Source organism: Blautia sp. ZXY-1-C6 (assembly GCF_056339875.1).
On record NZ_JBWJVQ010000060.1, the window covers coordinates 1 to 26645 of the forward strand.

Below are 26645 nucleotides of genomic sequence, written 5' to 3' on the forward strand. Positions count from 1 at the left end.
TCCAGGAAAGTACCTCTGATATTTTCGCATTTATCGTGAAACGCTTTCGCGTTTTTCGTCGCTTCACCAGGAAAGTACCTCTGATGTTTTCGCATTTATCGTGAAACGCTTTCGCGTTTTTCGTCGCTTTTGACCAGTACCACATGCCAGACATGGTTTGTAAAGTTCTTCCCATACAGGAGAGTTAAAACGGTCCATGTAATCTTCCTGTCCCCATCCTTCCAGAGAAAGATTAGAGTAAGGAAGTTTTTCTACGATGGCGCGGATTGCAGTTTTCTCTTCTTCTACCTTTGCTTCATCCGCATCGTTAAGAAGTTCTGCAACTGCTTTTGTAAGAGCTTCGCCCTTCTCTGTAAGAGGTTTCCAGTAAAGCTCGCCTTCGATCATCCATGCTGCAACATCTGCAACAGGATCTGCACAGTCAATGCCAAATACCTTACAGAAACAGCTCTCTTCCGGTTCATGACATGCAAGTGCAACGATGGTTCCATGCTCTCTTCTTGCTGCATAGAAGGTATCTACCGGATCACTTAAAAATACGTTATCCAGAACTTTTACACCCTGTACATCGCAGGCTTTCATACCGAATACAACAAAGTTTTTCTCCTGTAATGCCTGTGGTTCGATGGTAATGTTCTTTCCTTCTTTTTCGCAGGTATAAAGGTTTTCACTCTGTGGAAAGAAAGCATCTTTTGGTGACTTTACGGTTTTTAAAGTGTCAAGACAGACTTCTGCGTCCTGGCTCCATGCTCTGAAGTTTACCTGATCACTGACTTTGACAGGTAAATATAAATCCTGATCTGCGGCAATTTTCTGGAATAATGCCTGCAGATTCTCTGCTGCTATCTTATACATACATTATCCCCTTTCTGCCACGATACTCGGCTCAACATCTTCAAATGTAAAGTTTGTAAGAGGTCCCTTGGATGTTGAATCCTCTCCTGCCTGATATTCACCATAGAATGTATCAATATCTTTGATAAATTTACGATTGAACAGGTGAAGCGGAATTCCCTGAGGACATACTCTGCTGCATTCGCCGCAGTCTGTACATCTTCCTGCCACATGGAATGCACGGATGATATGGAACATCTTCTCTTCGAAAGAGTCCACGTTTGCTTTCTGCGCACTGTCAAACTTATTGCTGTCGAATACACATTTACGGCAGCTGCATGCAGGACAGACATTACGGCAGGCATTGCAGCGGATACATTTGCTTAACTGGCTCTGGAAGAATGCAAATTTTTCTTCCGGGCTCATTGCTTCGATCTTCTCTACTTCTGCAAAACGATCTGCATCTTTTGTGTCTTTGGACTCACCGATAAGTTCATCATAAATCTTATGTTCTTTTCCTTTACATACGTGACATCTTTCAAGCATTGCATCTTTGTATGCACAGGTCTTCTCACCATAGATTGTCTGAATAGTCAGTGTTTCTGCCTCATCTGTGATCTCTGCACCGGAAATGCTTTCGATACCTTTGATTCCCTGTTTGCGGATTCTCTCGATATCCAGTTTTCCTTTACATCCAACACCAATGATATAAGCTTTCTCACGGTCTACACGATGCTCTTTGATCAGCTGATTAAAGCTGTATGTATCACATGGTTTTAAACAAACCAGTGTCTTGCCTTCCAGTTTGGAAGCTTCGATCATATATTTGCTTAAGTTTGCACCGCAGAATCCGTTATATACAAAATCTTTCAGAGATTCTTCTGTTTCAAAGTAAGCCGGTTCCGGATTGTAAGGCAGATCTCCGGCTTTCCATCCCAGAACTCTTGCAACTGTACCGTCAGCAAGCAGTTCTTTTGCACGATTTATCAGCTCCTGCATCTTAAATCCTCCAATCTTACGTTCTTACCAAGTGAATGGATCTTCTCTACAAACTCATTCATAGTCTGGGAGAATTTCACACCTTCAGCAGCGGAAACCCATTCTACTCGTGTTCTTCCGTTTTCCACACCGATGTAGTCGAGCATGGAGAAAAGAAGCGTCATACGTCTTCTTGCATAGTAGTTACCTGTGCTGTAATGACAGTCTCCAGGATGACATCCACACATGATCACACCGTCAGCACCTTTCTCAAAAGCACGGAGGATGAACATTGGATTGACACGGCAGGAACATGGAACACGGATGATCTTTACGTCAGCCGGGTAAGAAAGACGGCTGCTTCCTGCAAGGTCTGCACCTGCGTAACTACACCAGTTACAGCAGAATGCTACAATCTTAGGTCTGAATTCTTCGTTTGTTTCTATCGACATATTGCATCTACCTCCGCGATAATCTGTCTGTTGGAAAAGCCCTGCAGATCCATAGCACCAGACGGGCAGGCTACTGTACAAGCGCCGCATCCCTGGCAAAGTGCTGTATTTACAACGGCTACTCTTCTTGTTTCACGGATACCGTGGTCATTTACCTGTTTATCCTCATAGGAAATTGCTCCATATGGGCAGACATTTGCACATGTAGAACATCCGTTACATAACAGTTCATCGGATTTTGCTGTACATGGGTTGGTTGTCAGTTTATCTTTGGCAAGAAGGCCGATTGCCTTAACTGCTGCTGCGCCAGCCTGTGCAACTGTCTCCGGAATATCTTTCGGTCCCTGGCATACACCGGAAAGGAAGATACCTGCTGTAGGAGATTCTACAGGACGGAGTTTTGCATGGGCTTCTGTGAGGAAGTTGTTTGTATCAATACTTGCTGTAAGCATAGTAGCGATCTTACGAACATCCGGGTTCGGTTCAATGGCTGTTGCAAGAACGACCATATCTGCTTTCTTAAGGATTTGTTTGTTGTCGATCAGGTCAGATCCCTGTACAAGAAGGCTTCCGTCCGGCTGTGGAATAACTTTTCCTACCTGGCCTTTGATGTAGTTTACGCCGTACTGTTCTACGGCTCTTCTGTAGAACTCATCGAAGTTCTTACCAGGTGTACGCACATCAATATAGAAGACTGTTACATTTGTATCCGGATATTTATCACGGATCAGCATTGCATGTTTTGCTGTGTACATACAGCAGATCTTGGAACAGTATGGCTTTCCTCTGTCATCAGAACATCTGCTTCCCACACACTGGATAAATACCAGCTCTTTCGGAGCCTTTCCGTCGGAAAGACGCTCTAAGTGTCCTTTTGTAGGACCTGCTGCATTCATAATACGTTCCAGTTCCAGGGATGTAATAACATCTTTACTCTGGCTGTACGCATATTCATCATATTTGTCAAGTTTGATGGTATCAAAACCTGTAGCAACTACGATTGCACCGTATTTCTGTGTTACGATCTCATCCTGCTGATCGTAATCAATGGCTCCTGCCTGACATACTTTGGAGCAGACACCACATTTTCCTGTTTTAAATTTCAGACAGTTCTCACGGTCGATAACCGGAACATTCGGGATTGCCTGTGCAAATGGAGTGTAAATAGCAGTTCTGTTATTTAATCCTCTGTTAAATTCGTTCGGAATCTTCTTGGACGGACATTTTTCCTGGCAGACACCGCAGCCTGTACATTTGTCCATATTTACACTTCTTGCTTTCTTTCTGATATCAACGGTGAAATCACCTACGAAACCGCTGACATGTTCTACTTCACTGTATGTATAGATATTGATCTTCTCATGTGCTGCTGCCTCTACCATCTTAGGTGTGAGGATACATGCAGAACAGTCAAGTGTCGGGAATGTTTTATCAAGCTGTGACATTCTTCCACCGATACTTGGAGTCTTCTCTACGATATCTACTTCATATCCTGCATCTGCGATATCCAGGGCTGTCTGAATTCCGGCAATACCGCCGCCGATGATCAGGGCTCTCTTTGTAACACGGCTCTCCCCTGGCTGAAGAGGTGTGTTTAAGTTTACTTTTGCGATTGCTGCCCTGGCAAGGATCACGGCCTTCTTTGTAGCCTCTTCCATATCCTTGTGGATCCAGGAACAATGCTCACGGATATTTGCAATCTCCACCATGTATGGATTCAGGCCAGCTCTTTCAGCTGCTTTTCTGAATGTTGCCTCATGCATACGTGGAGAGCATGAACAGACAACAACGCCTGTCAGGTTTTTCTCTTTAATGGCTTCCTGAATTTTAGCCTGGCCTGCTTCTGAGCACATGTACTGGTAGTCTTCTGCATGAACGACACCCGGCTCTTTGGCAGCTAATTCAACAACTTTTTTTACATCTACCGTAGCGGCGATATTACTTCCGCAATGACAGACAAATACACCAATTCTCTGCACGCTGGCTTACCTCCTGTATCTTCTGAATGCACTTACCAAAAGCTGCTGTGGCAGTTCCGGATCAAGAAGCTGTGGTATCTCATCTGCTTTCAGATAATCGCCGCCTTTTTCACGGACAACTAACTGTCTTGCTGCATCGATGATCTTTCCCGGTTTTACATCTCTTGGACAACGCTCTACACAGGCGAAGCAGGAAAGGCATTTCCAGAGAGACTTTGAATTGACAAGTGCTTCGATATCTTCATTTACAACATAGGATACAAACTGATGTGGCTTGATATCCATTTCATTGAAAGATGGGCAGGTAGCAGAACATTTTCCACATTTCATACATTTCAGCGGATTGGTTCCGGAGATCTCTTTGATCTTTTCTGCTGCTGAATGCTGGTTTCTCATTTTGCCACCTCCTCTTTTACTCCGAGGGCTTCTGCAAGGAGCTCTGTGAAATAATATACAGGCAGTTCGCTGGAAGCGTTTTTATTTAAATTATATTTACACAATGGACAGGCTGTGATCAACATATCTGCGCCAAAGCCTTTCGCACTGTCTTCGATTTTCTGACACATGTTCTGAGACATATCTTTTTCTTTCAGAGAAATGTAACCGCCGCAGCATTCATTTCTGTATGGATAGATTACCGGTTCTGCCCCAAGTGCACGGATGAAATCTTCCATGATTGTCGGATTCTCAGGATCATCGAAAGCCATGATCTTACCCGGACGTAATAAGAGACATCCGTAACATGCTCCGATCTTCTTTCCTGTAAGCGGGTTTACTACTTTCTCTTTCAGCTTGTCAAAGCCAACTCTGTCGCGAAGCACTTCCAGATAATGGAGTACTGTTGTCTCGCCAGCATAAGGCTCGTCAAGCTGCATGTAATTATTTGCTCTGGTGCGGATATCTTCCACATTCTTCATGTCGTCATTGACACGTTTGATCACGTGATGACAGGCAGAACAGATTGTCACCAGATCCTGGCCTTTTTCTTTGGCCTGATTAAGAGCACGTACGGAAGAAAGTTTCGTAGCGATCTCGTCAGTTCCCAGAGGATAAACACCTCCGCAGCACTGCCAGTCTTCGATCTCTTCCAGTTCAAACCCAAGTGCTCTGGCGCTGGCTCTGGCATATTCGTCCAGATCTTTCGCCTTGTTTCTCAGGGTACAACCCGGATAATAACTGTACTTCATACTTAACATTATCCTTTCTTAGTTGTTCAGATAAATTCATGTTGCTCAAATAATGATATCAGGGTCCAAAAGCAATTTGCCCCGATATATAGCGCCCGTAAATAACAGCCGCTAGTCCTTGTCTTTTTTTTAACAATATATGGACAAAAATATAAATCAAGTCTAATACAATTACTTTTTATATCTTTGTTGAGACATAGAAAATAAAAGAGTTCGCACACCCTTCCTCCGCAATTAAAGGAGTGTATCAGCTCGATTTCCGAAAAATATTATACCATATTGACAACATTTTAACAAGAGGTTTTTGATAATTTTTTTATCACGCATCATTGCTCAATTCTTCTGATCTAAATTAATCTTTTTCAGGCAGATAAAATCTTCCGCTTTTCTATTTACTCACAATCATAGTATCTTTCAAAAAATTAATAAAAATATTATTTATATATTTTTTTGCTTTTGATATATGTAAGCCAAAATTCGTCTGTTTCCGCTTACAGTACAGAATTTTGGCTAATAATTAAAAAGGAGTAAACAGTAATATGGATTCAGAAGAACAGGCTGTACCTGTACTTCTGAATGTTTTGTCTGATATATTATTAATTAAGGTCAATCTGAGCAATAATTTCTTTCAGTGCATCTGCACTCTTCTTAAGCTGTTCGATCTCAGCTTTTGTCATTCTCATTGGAACTTTGCCCTGTACACCATTTGGTCCTACCAGAGTTAATGTACTCAGGCATACATCATCGATTCCGTACTCTCCATGCATCATAGTAGATACTGTAGAGATAGACTCTGAAGAAGATACAAGAAGGCTGCAAAGTTTGCATACAGAAGAGGATACTGCATAGAAAGTTGCACCTTTCTTGGAAATGATCTCACCGCCCAGATTTCTGTACATACTGAAGCATTGCTTCTTTATCAATCGGTTCAATATCCTTACCGAGTTTCTTCTCAAGGTCGTAATATTCATCCACACTTACACCTGAAATATAGGCACCAGACCACGGAATAAAGGATGTATCTCCATGCTCACCGAATACATAGGCATGGATATTACTCTGTGCAATCTGGAAATGTTCGGATAATCCGCAGCGCAGACGTGCAGAGTCAAGAATTGTACCGGAACCAAGGATCTGGTTTTCTGGAAGTCCGGAAATCTTTGTAAATACATAAGTCATGATATCAACCGGATTGCTTACGATCAGATAAAGGGCATTTGGAGCTGCCTTTACGATCTCCGGTGTGATAGATTTGAGGATATTTACATTTGTCTGTGTAAGTTCAAGTCTTGTCTGTCCTGGTTTACGGGCAATACCGGATGTGATGATAACGATGTCAGAATCCCTAGCATCTTCGTAGTCTCCGGCAATGATAGAGATAGGATCTCTGAAGCAGGTTCCCTGGATAATATCCAGAACTTCACCTTCTGCTTTCTTTTTGTTGATATCGATCAGAACAATTTCAGATGCGATATCCTGGCTTGATAAAGTGTACGCGATGGTAGATCCGACGCTGCCGGCTCCAATGATAGTAATTTTACTGCTCATAATCTTAATACTCCTTTTCTCCTAACAAAATTGACGTCTTAATGATAACACATTGTCAAAAAATTGACAAGAGCTTTTGTACAGAAACCTGAACAATTTTTTCGTTTAAATATTTGTTTGGAAGCATAAAATTGTTTGTTAGTTTGATATAATTTTCACATTTTCCTATTGGAGTAGATACTTGCAATTTAAGCAGTGGTTGGGGATTTCCCTGATTTTTGATTCGGTTAAGTACAGTATCTGAAAGCTTTATCTGTCAGAATACGTGCAAAGATTAGTCCTAATGGCAACGCTGCAATGATAAGGATCGCAGACGCAAACCAGGATGCAGCTACTGATAATGACATAATACCAAGATTATAAAATCCTCTGTATAAATATAATCCCGGAACCATGATAACGATTGAGGGAACTGTTACAGATATCCTTGGATATCCGACTTTATTCTTCAGCAGGGACGCCAGAAGTCCCGCAGTAAGTGCACCAATAAATGCGGCTGCAGCAGGAGGAATATTTGCAAGGTCTACCAGTTCCAGTCTCAGAGTATTGGCAACTGCTCCTATCCCGGCTGCTGCGACTGCCAGACGAACCGGGCTGTTAAACATGATAGAGAATCCAAACACTCCGCAGAAACTTGCAAGAAGCCTGAATAAGATCCACTGCTCTGTTGACAGTGAAAGTTTTATAAAATCTACAGGTTTCAAATGCAGGATCAGTGCCATGATCCATGCTGACATAGTAGCTACCAGAATAACGATCAAAGCATAAGTCAGACGTTCTATTCCTGAACGCATATCCAGTTTTGCAAGGTCAATACCACTGGTAATAAACGGAAATCCCGGTATGATAAAGAGCATTGCACAGATATATCCCGCTTCGTGCTGAACAGAAATACCAAATAATATTTCTCCAAGTTTGAGCAGACCTGCATATGCAAAACATGCCAGAGATACAGAAGACACAATACATAAGAACAATGTAAAATGGTGTTTGGTCAGTTTGCAGCGGAGATAATTTCCAATTCCTGCCCCGACAAATGCACAGAACATCTCAATCGGACCGCCCCCAAGAAGGAATGTAAATCCGCAGCATGCGATCGCTGCAGCAAGTCCCAGTGCAGGCGGGGAATATAGACCATGTGTTTTTTCAATATTGTCAAGAAATGTATGCAGCTGTTCTCCTGACATATGTTTTCCTTCTTTTTCAAAGTTTCGGATAAAGTGTTCCAGACGATTTAACTTCAAAGTATTTACGCCTGTATTAGTCAGGCACAACGACTGGGTAAAACCATTTTCTCCGTCATAACATGTATATTCAATGGACATCAGACCAATATCCTCCGTACACGTAATGCCAAGTGCTTCTGCCAGTGTATTCATGGAACTTCTCACTCTCCATGCTCCGGTACCGCATGAGAGAAACATAATCCCCACACGTCCGATAATGGATGCTTTCTCTGCGATGCTGGAATCTACAACTGGTACATTTCCCCCATTTTCATCTGTATACTCATGCCAGGCAACATCCATATGGTTCTTTTTAATCACTTCCTGCGGCATTTTTCTCACTTCCTCATTCTATATTGTCAATCGGATAAAATCATCCGCTTTGCTACTTGCTTGATTTGTTAAAGCTGCAGACTGTCATTTCCTGCTTTCTCCATCATTTTCTCTCTGCATGCCAGTACGATTCCGTCAATCTCGTCTAAATGCTGCAGCATTTTTTTCTCAAATTCATGGATAGGAAGAAGAATTCCAATTTCATCATAGGGTTTATCCGGATTCTCTTTCTTCAGACCTGTTTCCTGTCCGTAGTATACCATGGCTCTTGGGGCTTCTTCCTGAATCTTCTGGAAAGCATCCCATACAACGGCATATGCCTGTGCTTCTGTCAGACCCAGTTTACAGGTGTCGGGAAGTGCATAAAGAGCCAGGACACCACGTTTACGGTTATCTTTTTCTTCTGTAATGTTCAGACCTTCTGTATAGGTACGGACAAGATCATAACCATCTGCAAGATACAGTGCAGATCTGGGGGCACATTCATGATGTTCATATGTTTCCTTGAATTTTGCATATTCTCTGGCTGAAACCTTTTCCCCGGGAAGAAGTCCTCCGGCTGCATCTGTAAGGAGCACCGGGTTCTCTCCTGCTTTTCCGTGGAATTTCTTCGGGATCAGATAAGCCTCCCTTAACAGGTCAAACATACTTCTGCCGCATAATTCCAACAGCAGTGCACTGATATCACCGTTCTGGTACGCATGAAACAATACCTGCAGGAAATGATCTCTGTCATTATCTGTCAGACGATGGTCGTCATCTATATGGTCATAAAAAACTCCGCTTAATCGTCCGGATGCTTCCGGCGAAGCCAAAATTTTAGAAAAAATTGTTTCTACTGCTTCTTCTCTTGGCAAAACTGTACTCATAATTAACTTCCCCTTTCCAATCGTATCAGATTCTTTTTTCGGTTTTCATTATAGTCTTGCTTTTAGTAATGTCAACATAAAAAGAGGGAATTTTCTGATATCAATTTTACATAGATGCAAGCTAAAAATTATATAAAAAAGACATTCCATCCACTGGGGTAGAATATCTTTTCTCATAACTTATATGATTCTTTTGAAGTTACGTTCTATATACACAGTGGAAACCATTTTTCGATTACACATCGATGTACTTTTTCTTTTTTATCGTCGTTGATCCCCACCAGCAAAATATCTCCTGTATACTGCTGTAATGACTCTGGATATTTTCGTTCTTTTATCTGATTCAGAGCAGTTTCTGCGTCTTTGTTCCATTTCAATTCGACGAGTAATGCAGGATAATAGTCTCTGTACAGTGGTTTGGGGATGAAGACGAAATCTGCGAAGCCTCTTCCTGTCGGGAGTTCCCGGATTGGCTTAAAATAGTATTTTATTGCACTTAGGTACGCAATACTGAGTACGCTGCTCAGGGAATTCTCGTTATTGTACTGAATCACTGATGTGTATTCTGCATGGATTTTCTCTATCTGTTCAGCAACTGTTTCTGCATCCATTTCCCAGGTGGCTTCCAGTAGTTTCTCAGATTCCTGCTGGAATTCAATCAGTTCGTTCCATTTATTTCGTTTGGTTGCGGCACGAAATTCCTGACGGATTTCTTCATTGGGAATATAAGCTCTCTGGGTTCTCTGGTCGTAGGCAAGGTAACCCAGGTGGATCAACAGAGTTCAATACATCATCTTTGTCTGCGAAGCTGACCATATCATTCTGAAATTCATTGACATTTACTTCTACAGAGGAACCGGACAGCATTTCTATGATGGATGTCCGCAGACCATCAAAATCCATGTTGATCAGTGGCAGGATTGACAGATAGGTTCCTGTCTGTGACCAGTAGCTCTGGAATGTCCGCATAATTGTCAGATTTACTAACGCATTTGGATTATATACATGGTAATCTCCAAGACGGTAACCATCGTACCACCGCCTCACTTCTGCAAAATCTATCTCATATTTTTCACACAAATCGATTACTTCATCTTCATTAAAACCGATATATGGTGTCAATGGGCCGGCATTAAGCATTGTAAACTGGGTGAAATTATTTAAGGCAGACTGGGTTTTTAATTTCTTTATCGGTAAAATTCCGGTCAGATATGCAAGTGCGATATATTTTGATGCCTCAATTCCTTTAAACATGTTTCTGAGAAAGTCAATATACATTTCCTGTGCTGCCTGATTATGGGCTTCATCACGAATCAGAACATCCCATTCATCAATGATTACAATAAACTGTTTTCCTAATACAGTATTAATGCGTGCCATTGCTCCATATATAGTGCTGTTTTCCACCAGATTGACTTCAGGATAAGTCTCTCTTAATTCGGAAACAACGATATTCGTGATATATGAAATTAAATTCTCACTGGAACCTGCTGATATACAGCACCATTGTACATCAAAACGAATGACATCATATTTATTTAAATGTTCGTAAAAATCCGGACATTTGCTGATTTCCAGTCCTGAAAACATTTTTTCAGTGTCGCATCCTTTACTGTAATATGCAGTCAGCATATCTACAGTAACAGATTTCCCGAATCTGCGCGGACGACTGTTACATATAAACCTGGCATTTGTGCCCAATACTTTATTTGTATATTCCAATAATCCCGTTTTGTCTATATATACTTCTGAATTGACTGCACACTGAAATGCTGCAGCATTCGGATTTACAAACATACCCATTATCTCACCCTCCCTCTTTATTATTGATAGCTTTTCTGTCTTCTTATACAGCATCTTATAACCTCCTTAATAAATATGTTCAGGAGTTCCTGTCTTTTAGAAAACTCCTGCTAGAAATAAATAGTGAAAATTAAAGCATGACTTTTCTGAAAGAACAGATTCATGATCTGTATATGAATTGAGATTTGGCTGTAACTGTTGAAAATACCGGACAGTTACATAGATTTAGATAATTAGAAAATATGCTTTTGTTTATCATAGCATACCGGAACTTATTGGGCAAGAGACAAAAAAGAATCCAACGCATAAACCTATATGTTTTATGCATCAGACTCTTTTCATTTTTGATAATTATCCTGTCAGGAAAATATAATTATTTTCCACAGCAGTTTTTATATTTCTTTCCTATAAAGTAAAAAACTCGCGTATTGCGTAAAATCTTACCCGTAAAAGAATGTTTGCTGTATAGCATGGGAAGTTTAGTACCTGATACAGTTACAGATGAGTATATCTTGTCTGTAAAGGATGCTGTCAACCACCCTATGATGTAGCGCCACTTTAGGCAGCAATACCTATTGGGGATAAAAGGTCGAAGGCGTAAACCGTTACTACGACTGGGCAGTTACAAGCCCATTGCCTTTAGGTAATGGGTAGTTGACAGTTATACAATAGTAAGTCACAAACTCACATATGAAACATATACTAATATCGAGAACTGCAATCTATTATTGTCAGATTCCACGACAACTGCCGGAATGTCCTGTAAAATTACAGTCTGCCGGGCAGACTGTCTAGTCTGACGATATAAGATTTTTCCAGAGGTGATACTTTTCTATGCTGTTTAGTCGTCATACCTCAGATGATCCGGAATTATCCGGTACATCCTGTTGTAACAATAACAATCGCTGTAGCTGTGACTGTCAGGGACCTCAGGGGCCGCGCGGTTGTCCTGGTCCTACCGGACCCAGAGGCTGTCCCGGTCCCGTTGGTCCAATGGGACCTCAGGGCCCCCAGGGTGAACCCGGACTTCAAGGCTACCCAGGTCCTGTCGGACCTGTTGGAGCCACTGGCGCTACCGGACCTGTCGGAGCTACCGGAGCCACTGGCCCTGCCGGACCTTCCGGAGCTATCGGACCTACTGGTGCTGCCGGGCCTGCCGGACCTACTGGAGCCACTGGTGCTACCGGACCTGCCGGTACTGTAGCTCCGGCAGCGGCCGTAGCAGATGCCACAGGTCAGACAGATATTGTAACCCAGTTTAATCAGCTTCTCGCAAATCTCCGCGCAGCCGGACTTCTTGCAGCTTAAACCTCAGGAGGGGCAAATGCTCCTCCTGATTTTCTCAAAAGGTGCTTTAAATTATCTTCCATGATTTCTCTCAGCCTTTGTATGATTGTAAAAAATGAAGAAAAAGTATTGCCACGTATCCTGAAACCCATGAAAGAAATTGTAGACAAAATTCTTATCTGTGATACCGGTTCTACAGACAGGACCAAAGAAATTATCAGAGAATTTACAGCAGAAGTTTATGATTTTCCATGGAAAAATGATTTTTCTGCTGCCCGGAATTTTATTTCGGAAAAAGTCAGTACTGATTACTGGATGTGGCTGGATGCAGACGACATGATCACTCAGGAAAATCTGTACAGACTAAAACAATTAAAAGAAACACTGAGTCCGAACACAGATATGGTTATGATGGATTATGTCACAGATTTCGATGAATGGAATCATGCTGCATTCTCCTGTTACAGAGAACGCATCTTAAAAACTTCCCGAAATTTCAGATGGCGGGGAAGAGTTCATGAATCCATCATTCCCACCGGGAACATCCTTTATTCTCCCATACAGATTGAACATCGCAAAATAAAACCCTGCTCTTCCTTTCGAAATCTGCACATCTATCAACAGATGATCGAAGAAGGAGAGCCTCTGGAACCCAGAGACTTATTTTATTATGGCCGGGAACTTTTTTATCATAAGCAATACGAGTATGCCATCTGTGTTCTGAAAAAATTTCTGAAAGAGCCGGACGGCTGGATTGAAAACAGACTGGACAGTTGTCTGGTTCTCTCCTATTGTTATCAGGCATCAGGCAATGACCAGCATGCTCTTGAGATACTGTTTCACAGTTTCATGTCAGATATTCCAAGAGCCGAAATATGCTGTGAGATTGGGAAAATATTTTTTATGAAACAGAACTTTTCCATGGCAGCTCACTGGTATCATCAGGCACTTCTTGCACCGGACAACAGCCAAAACGGAGGATTCTATATTCCGGACTGCCATAATTTCATACCATTTCTGCAATTATGTGTATGTCTGGACAAATCCGGAATGCACAAAGAAGCTTTTGAATTTCACCGGAAAGCCAGAACACTGAAACCGGAACATCCTTCTGTTATTCAAAATCAGATCTATTTTCATGAGATTCTGGGATTTTGAAAAAAAATGCCACAGACCGTATTAATCCTTTACAGTCTGTGGCATTACGCTACATATTGTATTGTTTTCCCGGCACTATTCTACAGTTACACTCTTAGCCAGATTTCTCGGCTTATCTACATCCAGGCCTTTGGCTACGCTGACATAGTAGCCAAGCAGCTGCAAAGGAATAACTGCCAGTGAAGTTGCAAAGTGTGGATCTGTTTTCGGAATATAAACTGTGAAATCTGCAGTATCTTCTATATTATAATGTCCATATGTGGTGAGTCCCATCAGGTATGCACCGCGACTCTTACATTCTACCATATTGGAGACTGTTTTCTCATAGAGATGATTCTGCGTGAGAATACCGATCACAAGAGTTCCGTCCTCAATCAGAGAGATTGTGCCATGTTTCAGTTCTCCGGCCGCATAAGCTTCTGTGTGTACATAACTGACTTCTTTCATCTTAAGGCTGCCTTCCATACTGATGGCATAGTCAATACCACGCCCGATAAAGAAAGCATCCCTGGCATTTGCCTGCTTAGCCGCAAACCACTGGATACGCTCTTTGTCATCTTCAATGATCTTGGCAATCTTATCCGGAAGTGTTTTCAGCTCTGCGATCAGCTCCTGATATTTTTCTTCTGTAATCTGTTCTCTGACTTTTCCAAACTGCACTGCCAGTGCATAGGAGGCAATCAACTGAGTACTGTATGCCTTGGTAGTTGCTACAGAAATTTCCGGTCCCGCCAGAGTGTAAAAAACATTATCCGCTTCTCTGGCAATGGAAGAACCTACCACATTGACAATTCCCAGTGTACGGATACCTCTCTGTTTCGCCTCACGAAGTGCCGCAAGGCTGTCTGCTGTTTCCCCTGACTGGCTGACAATGACCACAAGACCTTCCGGATTTAAAATCGGATTTCTGTATCGGAATTCCGATGCCAGTTCCACACGTACCGGAATCCTTGTCAGATCTTCGATCACATACTGGGCTGCCATTCCCACATGGTAAGCAGAGCCACAGGCTACAATATAGATCTGGCTGATCTTTTTGATCTCCTCATCTGTAAGACCTACTTCTGAGAGATCAATACGATCATCTTTGAGTACAGAATTCAAAGTATCCCGAACTGCTTTCGGCTGTTCATGAATTTCTTTTATCATGAAATGTTCAAATCCCGCTTTCTCCGCCGCTTCTGCATCCCATTCAATTGTTTTCGGCTCTTTCTGGATTCTCATCACCATCCAGATTGTAGAACGTGATCTCCCCTTTTCTGATACGAGCCATCTCCAGATTTCCAATATAATATACATTTCTGGTGTATTTTAAAATTGCAGGAACATCGGATGCAATGTAAGATTCACCGTTCTCCACCCCAAGGATCATCGGGCTGGTCTTTCTTGCCACATAAATCTCTCCCGGGTAGTCTTTAAACATGATCGCAAGAGCATAGGAACCGCGGATACGGACCATTGCATGGTTAATGGCATCTACCGGTGTTCCGAGATATTTCTTATAATAATAATCCACAAGTTTAACTGCTACTTCAGTGTCTGTAGATGAATAAAACTCATAGCCATTGCGGATCAGTTTGTCTTTCAGTTCCTGATAATTCTCAATGATTCCATTATGAACTGCTACTACGTTACCGTCATCACTCATATGGGGATGCGCATTTGTCTCAGATGGTTCTCCATGTGTCGCCCAACGGGTATGTCCGATACCACATGTTCCAGGTACAGATTCTCCATTATTAGTTTTATCTGCAAGAACTTTCAGTCTGCCTTTCGCTTTAATAACCTCTGTATCACCTTCGCCGTCGCGAACTGCAAGTCCCGCTGAATCATAACCTCTGTATTCAAGTCTGGACAGACCATATAATAATATAGGTGCTGCCTGATGATTACCTGTAAATCCAACAATTCCACACATTTATATTTATTCCTCCCATATTTTCCAGATATTTACAGCATTATAAAAATACTGCTTTATTATATTATAAGAGCATTATGGAGTAATTTCTTATAATATAATAAAATTTCAGGGGTTCTCTCTGTCATATCGTGTCTCATTGTATCATGATGTTCCACATATGGCAAGAAAATCCCCTGAAACTGTGTACTCTGTTTTTACGAAAGTACTTTCATCATTGTTTTATCCACGTTATCCTTTGTGTCTTTTTCTGATTACCGATTTCATTTTACTTTCTGCTTCTTTACTGTTGACCAGCCGCTGTATATCTTTCTTCCATTCTCATCATATCTGTATGAACGGATTCTGTAATAATATGTATGTCCTTTTTTCAGTTTTGCATTTGTGTATTTTGTAGTTGAACCGGATTTAATTACCGCTGCTCTTACGTATGGATTAGTGGTTCCTGCCCGGCGATAGATCTCATATCCGTCTGCACTCTTTGCCTTTTTCCATGTAATCACAAGTTTCCCGGCAGTCCTGTTTGATATACCTGTAATTGAAGTTTTTGCCGGTTTTGCAGTCAGATCATCAGCAGAATACGTTTCCTGCGTCATATAAAGAATGGAATTTTTTCCGGTTCCATATAAGCTCTTTGCTTCTTTGTCATATGCAAAATATATATTCGCACTGTCTGTCGCATATGTATAGCCCCGGGAAATACTTCCTGAAATCGGAGTATCCAGAAACAGACCTCCGTCTTCTCCAACTGTTCCTTCATCGCTGTTTGTGATATCTGCCATATAATATTTACCGTTATTTGCCACAATATTCCACATATGAGGACCTTCACCTGTACCGCCATTCATTATACCGGTCACTGTATAGCAGGTAATGTCACTGAGATCGCACAGATACTGAAATGCCTTGGAATAACCTTCACAGACCACATTAGTACTGTCATCTCCGTCAAAAACATAGATTAACTGCCATGGATCTCCGTATTCATCATCCTCCGTCACATCATCATTGTAGGAAGTCAGGTAGCAGATCATTTCTTTATATCCGTACAGCTTTTCTGTCTCTGTATAACCCTGAAATTCTTTTACGATCATTCTGGCATTTTCTGCTGCACTTTTTGCAAGCTGTACAATCCCTGCATTTACTTTATATTTACCGGAAGCATAACTGCTGATCACCGGCATAGATATGGAAAGATTTTCAATTTTTACAGTTGTTTTGTTTCCTGCTGCCTTTGTGCTGTAACCATACTGCCAGGTAGTAGCTGCAGTCTTTTCGTACCAGTACAATTCATATGGACAATCTACAGCCAGGCAATCGATAATCTTTGAAATATCCAGTTCATTAAGGTGTGCGGCTACTTCTCTTTTGAGCGCATTACCGCTTGCTGTTGTCTGCCAGGTCAGTCCCAGATCTGAACTGACTTCAAACCTGGTAGAACCACCTTTCGATGCCACTGCGCTGATTTTACTCTTAAGTTCCTCATATAAGGTCTGCTGCTGTCCATTCAGTACATCCTCACCCAGAGAAGCTGCTGGCTGTGTGTCCGGATCCTGTCCGTACAGAATGTCATTCAGATATTTCTCCAGAAGCTGTCTGTTATCCACAGCACCGTTTTCGTCCGGAATTACAGCCTCTGCAAAGACTTCTTCGTCTGAATCTGCTTCATTTGAACCTTCTTTGTCCGAAATGCTATCCTCTGTATCTGATGCAAACTCCGCATTATCCGCAGTTTCCTGTTGTACATCAAATTCTGTTGCATCATCTGAATTAAATTCAGAAACTGTACCATCTGTGAAATCTGCTGCTGTTACAGGTGTTACCGTAATTCCTGCTGCCAGAACCAGGCTCATTCCCAGACTTATAAAATTTTTCTTTCTGTACATAACGCATTTTCTCCTTATCTGTCGTAAATATAGTATATTACTACAATACTTTATTTCGACAGATAAAACAAGATTTTTTTTATAATCCTTGTTCTCCTGCCAGATAGCACAGGTCTGCAAGACGTTCATATTTTGTCTGCATACACGCAATATAGTCATCCAGAAATCTTTTTACACGATACGGGATATCTAAGCGCTCATATCGGTTCTCAAATTCCGTCAGGTCACTGTTATCCTGCCTGATATACTCATCTGCTGCACTGATTTCCGCTTTCAGAGCAGAAAGTTTCTCCTCGTAACGACCTGTTAATTCCATTTCGCACAATTCATTCATTTTGTTCATCTTATTCTTTTCTCCCTATTATTATTTTTACATTTGTGGCAACCTTGTTACCTGTGTGTGTTGTTTTGTTATATGTTGATTTGTTGTGTTATGTGTGTTATGTACCCGATGTGTGCAGATCGGTACATACCGTTTTCTGTTTTATTACAACTATAATTGTAATTTTGTTTAAAGAAAATGTCAATTTATTTCGTCCGACATCTTATGATATGATTCGACATTTATCTGAAAATATAACAACAAAAAAACTGCTGTTCCTCACGATCACTGTAGGAACAACAGTTTTTTTTCATCATTTTTTATGTTCGGCGGATAATCCTGTTCAATTTCACAAAATCTATTACCGCCTGTTTTCCGATCTTACAGATTTTCTTCATGTTAATGGAATTCACCCCGCCCTGACGAGGTCTGAATGTGACAGGAAGAAATTTGATGCTGCATCCCTTCTTCTTATAAATAACAGCCAGAAGTACATTGGAAAGATTAAAGTCCTTCGGAATCAGATGTATGTACCTGGCCATCGTCTCTGCTTTCATCAAACGGTACGGAGTGTTGGCATCTGTCAGATTTACCCCAAAACAGATACGGATAACTAGTTTCAGAGTTTTTGTTACAAAAACACGTGATATTCCATCCTGTCTGTCTTTTCTCCAACCGATGACCATATCATATTTCTGTCTTCGTTTCCAGAACGGTTCAAATTCTTCCGGCAGTGTCTGGCCGTCTGAATCTGTCTGGAAAATGTAATCTGCACCATTTTTGAGTGCATACTTATAGCCATAAAGCACAGTTGCACCATGACCGCCGTTTGGTTTTGTTATCGGAATCAGCAGAGGGCGTGTCTTTGTACACTGTTTCAGTTTTTCATATGTAGAATCTTTGCTCCCGTCATCAATGACAATCAGACGTGACTGACCGTTTCCGTTATGCTTCTCTATAACAGGATACCAGTCATTAATGACCTGTTCAATGTTATCCTGCTCATTGTATGCCGGGATAACAATGTATAACTTATCCATATTTCTCTCCTTTGGATGATTGATGGTATCCATTATAGCATACATATACATGAAATAATAATATTATTTCGAAAACGATGTACTATAGCTGTCACTGTTCACTGCTAATATCCCGCGAGGTGTTTTTTGTGAGCGAAGGTCACAGAAAACCCGAGACATACTGCGCGAATTTATGCGATTAGCATAAATTCTGTGCATCGCGAAGCGTGTTGCTGGGAACGGAGTGAACAGTAACCTATAGCTCTGCCAGTATTCCCAGCTCCCGCGCAAGGCGAAGCAGTTCCCTGTTTGCGGCATTCACTGTTCCGAAGTCTTTCAGAGGACAGATCACTTTCTGACATTTTTTCATCAATTCCACAGCCTTATCATAAGATTCCTGTGAAATACTTTCGAAAGGTTTCTCTGTAATCACCTGGTCTGCAAGTGCACCGGCTACCTGACAGTCTACATCATTCGTGTGAAGCACTCCTGCCGCAAATGGAATTCCCTGTCTCTGCAGTTTTCGATAATACGGAATTCCGCTTCCATTACCGCCAATTACAAACACCTGAGGTTCACCTCTGGGCGGATCCATCTCCACACATCCAAAAGCAGCATTATAGCTTCCTCTGGTAATTCCATACAACTTCCGAATATACTCAGAAGTAAAGATTTCTTCCGGAGCACCATATTTTTCTATATATTCTCCATGTACACAGATAACTTTATCAGATATTTTCTGTGCAAGATCCAACTCATGCAGCGACATGATCACTGTAAGCTGATGATCCAGCACCATCTGTTTCAAAATGGTAAGAAGTTCCAGCTTATGACGGATATCCAGAAAAGAAGTCGGCTCATCCAGTACAATGATCTCCGGCTCCTGACAGATAGCCCGGGCAAGAAGGATTCGTTGTCTCTGACCATCACTGATGGCTGTAAAATCCCTGTCTTTTAAATCCCATGCATGGACGGTTTCCATTGATTTCTTTACCTTTGTCTTATCCTCTGCGGAGAGTATTCCCAAAGTTCCTGTATAAGGATAACGCCCTGTGGCTACAATGTCTTCGCAGGTCATCAGTTCCGGACGCATACGCTCTGTGAGCACGACTGCCAGTTTCTGAGAAACCTCTTTATTGGTCATCTTTGCCATTTTCTCTTTATCCAGATAAACAGTACCGCTGATCGTGGCAAGCTGTCTGGTGATGCTTTTAAGAATAGTGGATTTTCCGGCACCGTTAGGACCGATGAGAGTGAGGATTTCTCCCTTTTTCAGCTGAATATTGATTTCTCTGATAAGAGGTTTTCCGTCATATCCCACAGTCAGCTGATCCGTACGGAAAAAATACTGTTCCTGCCGGTCTGCTTTGTTATTTTCTGTTTCCTTTATTACATCTGCTATTTTCTCTGACATATTTTTTCCTGTTTTCCTTTTTTATGCTGCATCTTATAGTAATCTGCCCGGATAACGTATTCTGCTCCTGCTTTTTATATCAATTTCTCTTCTGTCTGCGGATCATGATATAGATTACAACCGGTGCGCCAAACACTGCTGTTACGGAACTGATACTGAGTTCTGTAGGTGCAAATACGGTTCTGGCGATCAGATCACAGAAAAGACAGAATACTGCCCCTCCCAGAAAACAGGCCGGGATCACAAGGAGCGGTCTGGCTGTTTTCAGCAGGCTTTTTACAATGTGAGGCACTGCAATGCCAACAAAAGAAATTGGTCCTGCAAAAGCTGTCACACAGGCAGACAGAATAGTGGATAAGAGAATCAGTCCTATGCGGAACAGCTTGATATTCACTCCCATATTCTGGGCATAAACTTCACCCAGCTGATAGGCACCGATAGGCTTAGCATAAAGAACACTATCACCATTGTGAGCAGAACTACTATTGCCATTACTTTCACATTACCCCAGGACATTCCTGAAAAACTTCCCAGTGACCAGTTGTGAAGATTGACGATATTGGAGTCATCCGCAAAGGTAACTACGAAATCTGTAACTGCAGAGCAGATGTAACCGATCATGACACCGCTGATAACCAACATGGACATATTCTGGACTTTTTTTGCAACCAGCAGGACGAATCCCATGGAAATCGATAGAACCGATAAATGCTGCAATGATCATGGCTGCAGAACCCATGGAAATAGATCTGCTCAGAAAATAAATCATCAGAAGTGCAACTACCAGCTTGGCTCCTGCAGAAATTCCAAGTACAAAGGGACCTGCAATAGGGTTATTAAAAAATGTCTGAAGAAGAAATCCGGATACAGAAAGTGCTCCTCCAAGAATGATCACTGACAGAATCCTGGGAAGACGGATTTCCCATATTATATTGTAAGCAGTCGCATCTCCCTGATGTCTGAAAATAATATTCAGAATCTCACTCACTGAAAGATGAATGCTTCCGGCATTTACATTCCAGACAAATAAAATCATCAGAAACACCGCCAGTATAAGAAATGCCATCCAGTATCTGGCTGTACGTTTTTTGTCATCCATATTTTTTGTTCCTTTTGTTTTTATATTTCCTGCTTTTGGCAGTTATGCAGAATCCCGCAAACATATTTCAGTGCCGTTCGTAAATAACTATACCAATCGCATAGGATGCGGATTCGAGTGTGCCGAAAAGTTATAAATATCATTTTAACTTATGCATATATGCAAGTTCATCCAGCGAATCATCATCTGTAGTAAGGATTGTATGAATATCTTCGATCATGGTTCCAAGTTCGGTGGTTTCCTGGAAAAGATTTTTACCCGTACACCACACATTTCCATCCTTCACTGCCTTAAAATCTGCCAGAAGATTACTTTTTGCCAACAATTCATCAATAGTAGAAAGTTCACCGTCGATAGTACTGTTATAGATGATATAGTCCGCATCTTTTGCTTTGGCATAAAATTCTTCCATCTGCATATTCATGGTAGACAAAGCGTTATCACTTTCTCCTGTATCTTCGGGAACATATTTGCCGCCTGCCAGCTCGATCATGTTTGAAACATAATCACCATTCTTTCGCACATTGACAGCACCTGTGGAATTAATGTAAAAGAATGCTACTGTTTTACCTGTATCTTTATCATCAGAGGTCAGAACTTTGTCAAGCTTGTCTGTCTGCTCCTTAAATGCCTTCTCAGCTACATCTTCCTTTCCGAGAAGCACAGCATAGAGTTTCATCCATTCAGTTCTTCCCAGAGGATGGCTCTCATAACTGGAACGTTCTACCATTACCGGGATACCAAACTGTTCCAGTTTCTCTTCCACCTCCGGATTATGATGGATCATAGTTGATTCAATGGCAAGACCACAGCCTTCATCCAGGATCAGTTCATAATCCGGTGCATTGTACTTGCCTGCATAAATCATTTTTCCGGATTCCATGGCATCTTTTGCTTCCTGGATATACCATCCATTCTCCTGAGTTCCTGAAAGACGAATGCTGTCAATACCGTCAATTGCGCGGAAAAGATCCATGGCAGAGGTTGCTACCAGATAGATGTTGTTCAGCGGTTGTTGAATAACTGTGATATCTTTTTCAAGCCCCTTTGGAGCCTTTTTTCCCTCTGGAACTACAAGAAACTGTCCTTCCTGATCGATAGTAATCAGAGCATAGCCATCATTGTAATAGTCTACGCTGAATTCTTCTGCGTAGGAAAGTTCCATACTGTGGTCATAGGTAAGTCCCGGGATATCCACAGGAGTTTTTGCATTGTCTTTATCTGCTGCGTATGCTGTACAGACAGTGCATATACAGATAATAAATAATGCAACTGACATAAAACCGATAAATATTGTTTTTTGCTGTTTCTTTATTATGTTTTTCATCTTCATAATTGTTTCTTTGTTTGTATGTGATTATTTTGCTGTTTTTTCTGCTTCTTTGGCAGTTGTGGAATCAAAATTTAAGGTGTAGTCAATCTCGTGAGGCTCACTCATTGCTACTGTATCTGCTGTTACCTCCATCTCTGCATCAAATACGCTGACAGGGATTTCAAAAGTGGAGTTTCCGTCTTTATTAACCGGCTCATATTTCTCACCATCCACAAGCATATAATCATAGTTCGGACTGCTCCATACGATAGTTGCTGTAGCTTTATCGCCTTCTACATTAATGGCTGCAGGAGAATCAATGGTTGCTCTTCCTGAACCGCCTGTAAGAGTTACATCCATGGTATAGTCGCCGTCTTCAAGATTCAGATCTGCCAGAGTCTTACCTTCACTTGTCTTACTGTCTTTCGCATCTTTGTCTGTGTCATCTGCTTTGGAATCTGCATCTTTATTTTCTTTATCATCTTTTTTTGCATCTGTATCATCAGATTTTACAGGATTTTTGACACTTACCTTATGGTCATACCATTTTCCTTTTGTTCCGATCAAAGCTACATCGAATTCTTCATCAATTGCGGGTACCGGGATATCAAATCCATATACTTCCTCACTCATTCCATCGCTGTATGTAACAGTATCTGTGGTTGGCTCAAGAACCTCTGCCCCGTCTTTCTGTGCATCTTCTGCCTTTCCGACGAAAAGGTTTACAATTTTCTTAGAAGCAAGGCTTACATGGATAGTCATCTTGCCCTCCTTTACTGTAAGGGTTCCTTTTCCATCGTTTGCTTCATTTACATGGAACATTCCGCTGTCTGTATCAAATTCTGCTGTGTAGGTGCCATCCTCTAATGTATCACTCTTGGATGCATCTGTTTCTTTATTATCTGTGTTTTCTGAATCAGCATCTTTTGCAGTTGTTTCTTCTTTATCAGTGGTTTCTTCTGTTGCCGTATCAGTATCTGTCTTTGCAGCAACCGGGCTTGTACCGATCAGAGTAGCTGAAATAGTAAGTGCTGACATTAATAATGTAAATGAACGTTTCTTCATGATTATTTCTTCTCCCTTATCTTCATATTTTTTATAGTTTTTTCTATCGTGCTGTTCAACCCATCTGCTGCAGAGCAACAGGCTTTTGAACAGGTGATGGCAAATATATTATAGTAATTCCAGAAAATAATGCAATTAAGACAGTTCCTCTGGATCTTTCTCAGATGTGCGCACGTTACTGTGAACGGAATGAACAGAAACGTGCGAACTGTTTGCAGTATTTTATGGAATTGCTATGACTTCTTTTTTCTTATCATATAATATATCTGCCCGGAAACTTTTGCAAGTTCTCCGGGCAGTTTATCTTGTTTGAACAATATTTTTTATTCAGCGTCAGCCTCTGCAGTATCAGCTGTTGTCTCAGCTGCGTCATCTGCCTGTGCATCGTCTGCACTGTCATCTGTTGCTTTGGCATCAGTATCTTCTGCTGCTGCATCGTCAGATGCTCCAAGAGAATCAATTGCTGCTTTTGTATGAGCCACATACAGATCTTCTACTGCTGCGATTCTTCCAAGACCTGCGATCTGACAGTCAACACTGTCGAAATCACCGGATGCCTCAAACTGAGATTTCCAGGAATCTGCATCATCACCAGCCATATCATTGTTAGCGTGGTCTCCGGCAACAACCATCAGAGGACGAAGGATTACATTCTTGAATCCTGCTTCTTTTACTTTCTCGATAACCTTGTCACATGCTGTGTCTTCCGGTTCTCCCTCTACAGTTCCGATGAAAGCGTTTGTGAATCCAAGATCATCCATCTGTGTCTGCATCTGGTCATAGGTTACGTTAGCTGTATGGGATGTACCATGTCCCATGAATACAAATGCTGTGCCTGCATCTGCTGCTGCTTTCATATCATCAAATCCAGCTTCCTTGCAAGCTTCATCTGTGATCGCCTGAGCAACTGCTTTCTTGTCATCATTGATTACTGTAGCGTCATCACCAACTTCACCGAGCATTGGCTCTGCAATTGCAACAGATTCAAATTTGTCTTTGTATCCATCAATTGCCTCTGTCATTTCATCATATTCTGCACCATGCATCAGATGTGTCGGCTGTACAACAAGATTCTTAACACCGTTAGCTACTGCACGGTCAAGAGCCTGCTGCATATTATCGATTACTTCATCATCTCTTGCCTGTACATGGTTGATGATAATCTGTGCTGTAAATGCACGTCTTACTGACCAGTCCGGATATGCTTTTGCAAGGGCATCCTCGATTCCTTTGATATCCTCTGCACGGCTGTCGTTGAAGGATGTACCAAAACTTACTACAAGAAGTTCATTCTCACCAATCTCATCCTGGTTACGAGGATCATCTTTGGAAGCATCACCTGTGTCACGTCCAAAGTATTCAGGGCTTGCTTCTTCACCTGTTACCAGTTCTTTCTGAGCATCTGTAAGTTTGTCCCATGCTTCTTTTGCTGCTTTGCAGTCTTCGTCAGTTGTGTCTGTTCTTTCCTGAACATAAATCTTATCGATCAGGGCACCAACTTCGTCTGCGGCTTTCTGATCATCATCAGAAGCTTCTGTTGTATCATCAGATGCTTCCTCTGTATCTGCTGCATCTGCATCGTCTGCAGCTGCTTCTGTGTCATCTGCAGCCTCTTCTGTTGCTGCATCATCAGATGCAAAAGCAACTGTACCTGTTGCTGCTGTCATGGAACAGGTCATGGATACTGCCAGTAATAAGGCTAACATGGATTTTCTTTTCATTTCGTTTTTCCTCTTTTTATTTCTCGTATTTCCGGACAATTGTATGCACAAAAAAGGCAACTGCATATTCTGCAGCTACCGCTTTCCCATAAATACATGGTTTATATGTACCAGATATATCTGTAATTTCGATTCTGTCTGATTCATTTAATAAAAGAGCTATGTATCGTTATGAGAATACAGGTTCTGTATACCGCAGACCTTAAATTCTACGCCAAGGCAGTTCTCCTGACTTCGTCATCATCGCTGTTTCTCCCTTCCCGGTTTCCCAGTGGTTTCTGAAAAGCAGCTCCCATACACAGTGACGGTATCGCTCCGGATTCTCACCGGATTCTCTTTTGCACATCAAGTACGATGCAACCTTTGCGTTATAACATTGCACATATTCAATTCGGATATTCTTTTTTTATCACATTTTAACAAAAATGTCAATACAATTCGTGTATATTTTCCTTTAATGTTTGGCATTAATGTTACTGTTCACTCCGTTCACAGTAACGTAGCCAAAATTCATTCCAGATTGCCTGCGGCAATGGAATTTTGGCTTGTATGTATATTATCGCGTTATTCATTACACTTCTGTCAGGGCTTTGAAAAAACAGGTTCTGTTTCCGGTATGGCAGGCTGCACCGATCTGCTCTACTTTAGCAAGGATCGTATCATTGTCACAATCCAGTGTAAGGGATTTTACAAACTGGAGATGTCCGGATGTGAGTCCCTTCGTCCAGAGTTCATTGCGGCTTCTGCTCCAGTAAGTCATTTTACCTGTTTCAAGAGTGGTATTAAATGCTTCTTCATTCATATACGCCAGCATCAGCACTTCGTTTGTCTGATAATCCTGGGCTATAACAGGTACCATTCCATCACTGTTTAATTTAAAATCAGACCATGCGATGCTGCTTTTTAAATTCACTGTATTTTCCATTTTCTGTCTCCATCTAATTTATTGATTGCCATAAATCATTTCGTAAATTTTCAAATTTTACAAACTGCCCTTGGTAGACAGAACATCTGTGATCCTTGGATCATAGGATGTGGCTGCGTCCAGTGCTTTGGCAAAACTTTTGAACATTGCTTCTGCTACATGGTGATTATTCCCACCTGCCAGAACCCTGATATGAAGATTCATGCCACAGGCATAGGAAATGGCATAGAAGAACTCTTTTACCATTTCCGTGGACATGTCACCGATCCTGTCTGTGGTAAACTCTGCATCCCATACAAAGTAAGGTCTT

Annotated in this window: 20 protein-coding genes, 4 pseudogenes and 1 riboswitch; of the genes and pseudogenes, 2 read left to right on the plus strand and 22 right to left on the minus strand. The window is 41.5% G+C overall.

All coding sequences use genetic code 11. From position 1 onward, the window contains the following. Positions 1-63: 63 nt before the first annotated feature. The 11 genes and pseudogenes from AC075J_RS02385 to AC075J_RS02435 all read right to left on the minus strand — a co-directional run bounded on the left by AC075J_RS02385 (position 64) and on the right by AC075J_RS02435 (position 11209). Positions 64-855, minus strand: a complete 792-nt coding sequence (locus AC075J_RS02385; RefSeq protein WP_476389936.1) for a hypothetical protein — start codon at positions 853-855, stop codon at positions 64-66. 3 nt (positions 856-858) lie between these two features. Further along, on the minus strand, positions 859-1833 hold the full coding sequence (locus AC075J_RS02390) for a 4Fe-4S dicluster domain-containing protein (RefSeq protein ID WP_022380682.1): 975 nt from the start codon (positions 1831-1833) through the stop codon (positions 859-861). After that, positions 1821-2264, minus strand: coding sequence for a hydrogenase iron-sulfur subunit (locus tag AC075J_RS02395; RefSeq protein WP_008703025.1), 444 nt, complete (start codon positions 2262-2264; stop codon positions 1821-1823). The genes AC075J_RS02390 and AC075J_RS02395 overlap by 13 nt, the downstream gene beginning before the upstream one ends. Continuing rightward, on the minus strand, positions 2255-4243 hold the full coding sequence (locus AC075J_RS02400) for a CoB--CoM heterodisulfide reductase iron-sulfur subunit A family protein (RefSeq protein WP_022380681.1): 1989 nt from the start codon (positions 4241-4243) through the stop codon (positions 2255-2257). Before AC075J_RS02400 ends, AC075J_RS02395 begins: the two co-directional genes overlap by 10 nt. Before the next feature lie 6 nt (positions 4244-4249). Then, entirely contained in the window at positions 4250-4639 is a 390-nt protein-coding gene (locus AC075J_RS02405) for a 4Fe-4S dicluster domain-containing protein (RefSeq protein ID WP_008703021.1), read from the minus strand. Then, positions 4636-5430, minus strand: coding sequence for a CoB--CoM heterodisulfide reductase iron-sulfur subunit B family protein (locus tag AC075J_RS02410; protein WP_476389937.1), 795 nt, complete (start codon positions 5428-5430; stop codon positions 4636-4638). The genes AC075J_RS02405 and AC075J_RS02410 overlap by 4 nt, the downstream gene beginning before the upstream one ends. Before the next feature lie 596 nt (positions 5431-6026). Continuing rightward, the gene (locus tag AC075J_RS02415) at positions 6027-6329 is read right to left on the minus strand and encodes a hypothetical protein (protein ID WP_476389938.1); all 303 of its coding nucleotides are present in this window, start codon (positions 6327-6329) and stop codon (positions 6027-6029) included. Further along, on the minus strand, positions 6307-6978 hold the full coding sequence (locus tag AC075J_RS02420; protein WP_476389939.1) for a lactate/malate family dehydrogenase: 672 nt from the start codon (positions 6976-6978) through the stop codon (positions 6307-6309). The genes AC075J_RS02415 and AC075J_RS02420 overlap by 23 nt, the downstream gene beginning before the upstream one ends. Positions 6979-7205: 227 nt before the next feature. After that, entirely contained in the window at positions 7206-8537 is a 1332-nt protein-coding gene (locus tag AC075J_RS02425; RefSeq protein ID WP_020993881.1) for a threonine/serine exporter family protein, read from the minus strand. Between the two features lie 68 nt (positions 8538-8605). Next, entirely contained in the window at positions 8606-9406 is an 801-nt protein-coding gene (locus tag AC075J_RS02430; protein WP_022380679.1) for a DUF4866 domain-containing protein, read from the minus strand. Between the two features lie 206 nt (positions 9407-9612). Beyond that, positions 9613-11209 (minus strand): annotated as a pseudogene (locus AC075J_RS02435) (AAA family ATPase). 834 nt (positions 11210-12043) lie between these two features. Between AC075J_RS02435 and AC075J_RS02440 the strand changes: the two are divergent. Together AC075J_RS02440 and AC075J_RS02445 are read left to right on the plus strand one after the other, a co-directional pair. Beyond that, entirely contained in the window at positions 12044-12517 is a 474-nt protein-coding gene (locus tag AC075J_RS02440; protein ID WP_476389940.1) for a collagen-like protein, read from the plus strand. Positions 12518-12598: 81 nt separating this feature from the next. Then, positions 12599-13654 carry a tetratricopeptide repeat-containing glycosyltransferase gene (locus AC075J_RS02445; RefSeq protein WP_022381099.1) on the plus strand — a complete coding sequence of 352 codons (1056 nt, stop codon included), beginning with the start codon at positions 12599-12601 and terminating at the stop codon, positions 13652-13654. A gap of 75 nt (positions 13655-13729) precedes the next feature. On the opposite strand, the pseudogene glmS reads toward AC075J_RS02445, so the two are convergent. The 11 genes and pseudogenes from glmS to AC075J_RS02500 all read right to left on the minus strand — a co-directional run. Further along, positions 13730-15572 (minus strand): annotated as a pseudogene (glmS, locus tag AC075J_RS02450) (glutamine--fructose-6-phosphate transaminase (isomerizing)). Between the two features lie 263 nt (positions 15573-15835). After that, the gene (locus tag AC075J_RS02455; protein WP_476389941.1) at positions 15836-17458 is read right to left on the minus strand and encodes a hypothetical protein; all 1623 of its coding nucleotides are present in this window, start codon (positions 17456-17458) and stop codon (positions 15836-15838) included. Between the two features lie 79 nt (positions 17459-17537). Then, positions 17538-17801, minus strand: a complete 264-nt coding sequence (locus AC075J_RS02460) for a hypothetical protein (protein ID WP_008703001.1) — start codon at positions 17799-17801, stop codon at positions 17538-17540. Positions 17802-18100: 299 nt separating this feature from the next. Continuing rightward, the gene (locus AC075J_RS02465) at positions 18101-18820 is read right to left on the minus strand and encodes a glycosyltransferase family 2 protein (protein WP_008703000.1); all 720 of its coding nucleotides are present in this window, start codon (positions 18818-18820) and stop codon (positions 18101-18103) included. Between the two features lie 235 nt (positions 18821-19055). Continuing rightward, entirely contained in the window at positions 19056-20213 is a 1158-nt protein-coding gene (locus tag AC075J_RS02470) for an ABC transporter ATP-binding protein (RefSeq protein ID WP_008702999.1), read from the minus strand. A gap of 79 nt (positions 20214-20292) precedes the next feature. Next, positions 20293-21279: pseudogene (locus AC075J_RS02475) on the minus strand (FecCD family ABC transporter permease). Positions 21280-21451: 172 nt separating this feature from the next. Further along, on the minus strand, positions 21452-22645 hold the full coding sequence (locus AC075J_RS02480; protein ID WP_008702997.1) for an ABC transporter substrate-binding protein: 1194 nt from the start codon (positions 22643-22645) through the stop codon (positions 21452-21454). A 24-nt stretch (positions 22646-22669) separates the two neighbouring features. Then, positions 22670-23689 (minus strand): hypothetical protein, encoded by a 1020-nt coding sequence (locus tag AC075J_RS02485; protein ID WP_020993880.1) that lies wholly within the window; start codon positions 23687-23689, stop codon positions 22670-22672. Positions 23690-24012: 323 nt separating this feature from the next. Continuing rightward, positions 24013-25410 carry a sirohydrochlorin cobaltochelatase gene (locus AC075J_RS02490; RefSeq protein ID WP_008702995.1) on the minus strand — a complete coding sequence of 466 codons (1398 nt, stop codon included), beginning with the start codon at positions 25408-25410 and terminating at the stop codon, positions 24013-24015. 201 nt (positions 25411-25611) lie between these two features. After that, positions 25612-25790, minus strand: a riboswitch (cobalamin riboswitch). Positions 25791-25987: 197 nt separating this feature from the next. Next, positions 25988-26314: pseudogene (hisI, locus tag AC075J_RS02495) on the minus strand (phosphoribosyl-AMP cyclohydrolase); the annotation flags it as partial. Positions 26315-26392: 78 nt separating this feature from the next. Beyond that, a partial coding sequence (locus AC075J_RS02500) for an imidazoleglycerol-phosphate dehydratase (RefSeq protein ID WP_476389942.1) occupies positions 26393-26645 on the minus strand: 253 nt, incomplete at its 5' end.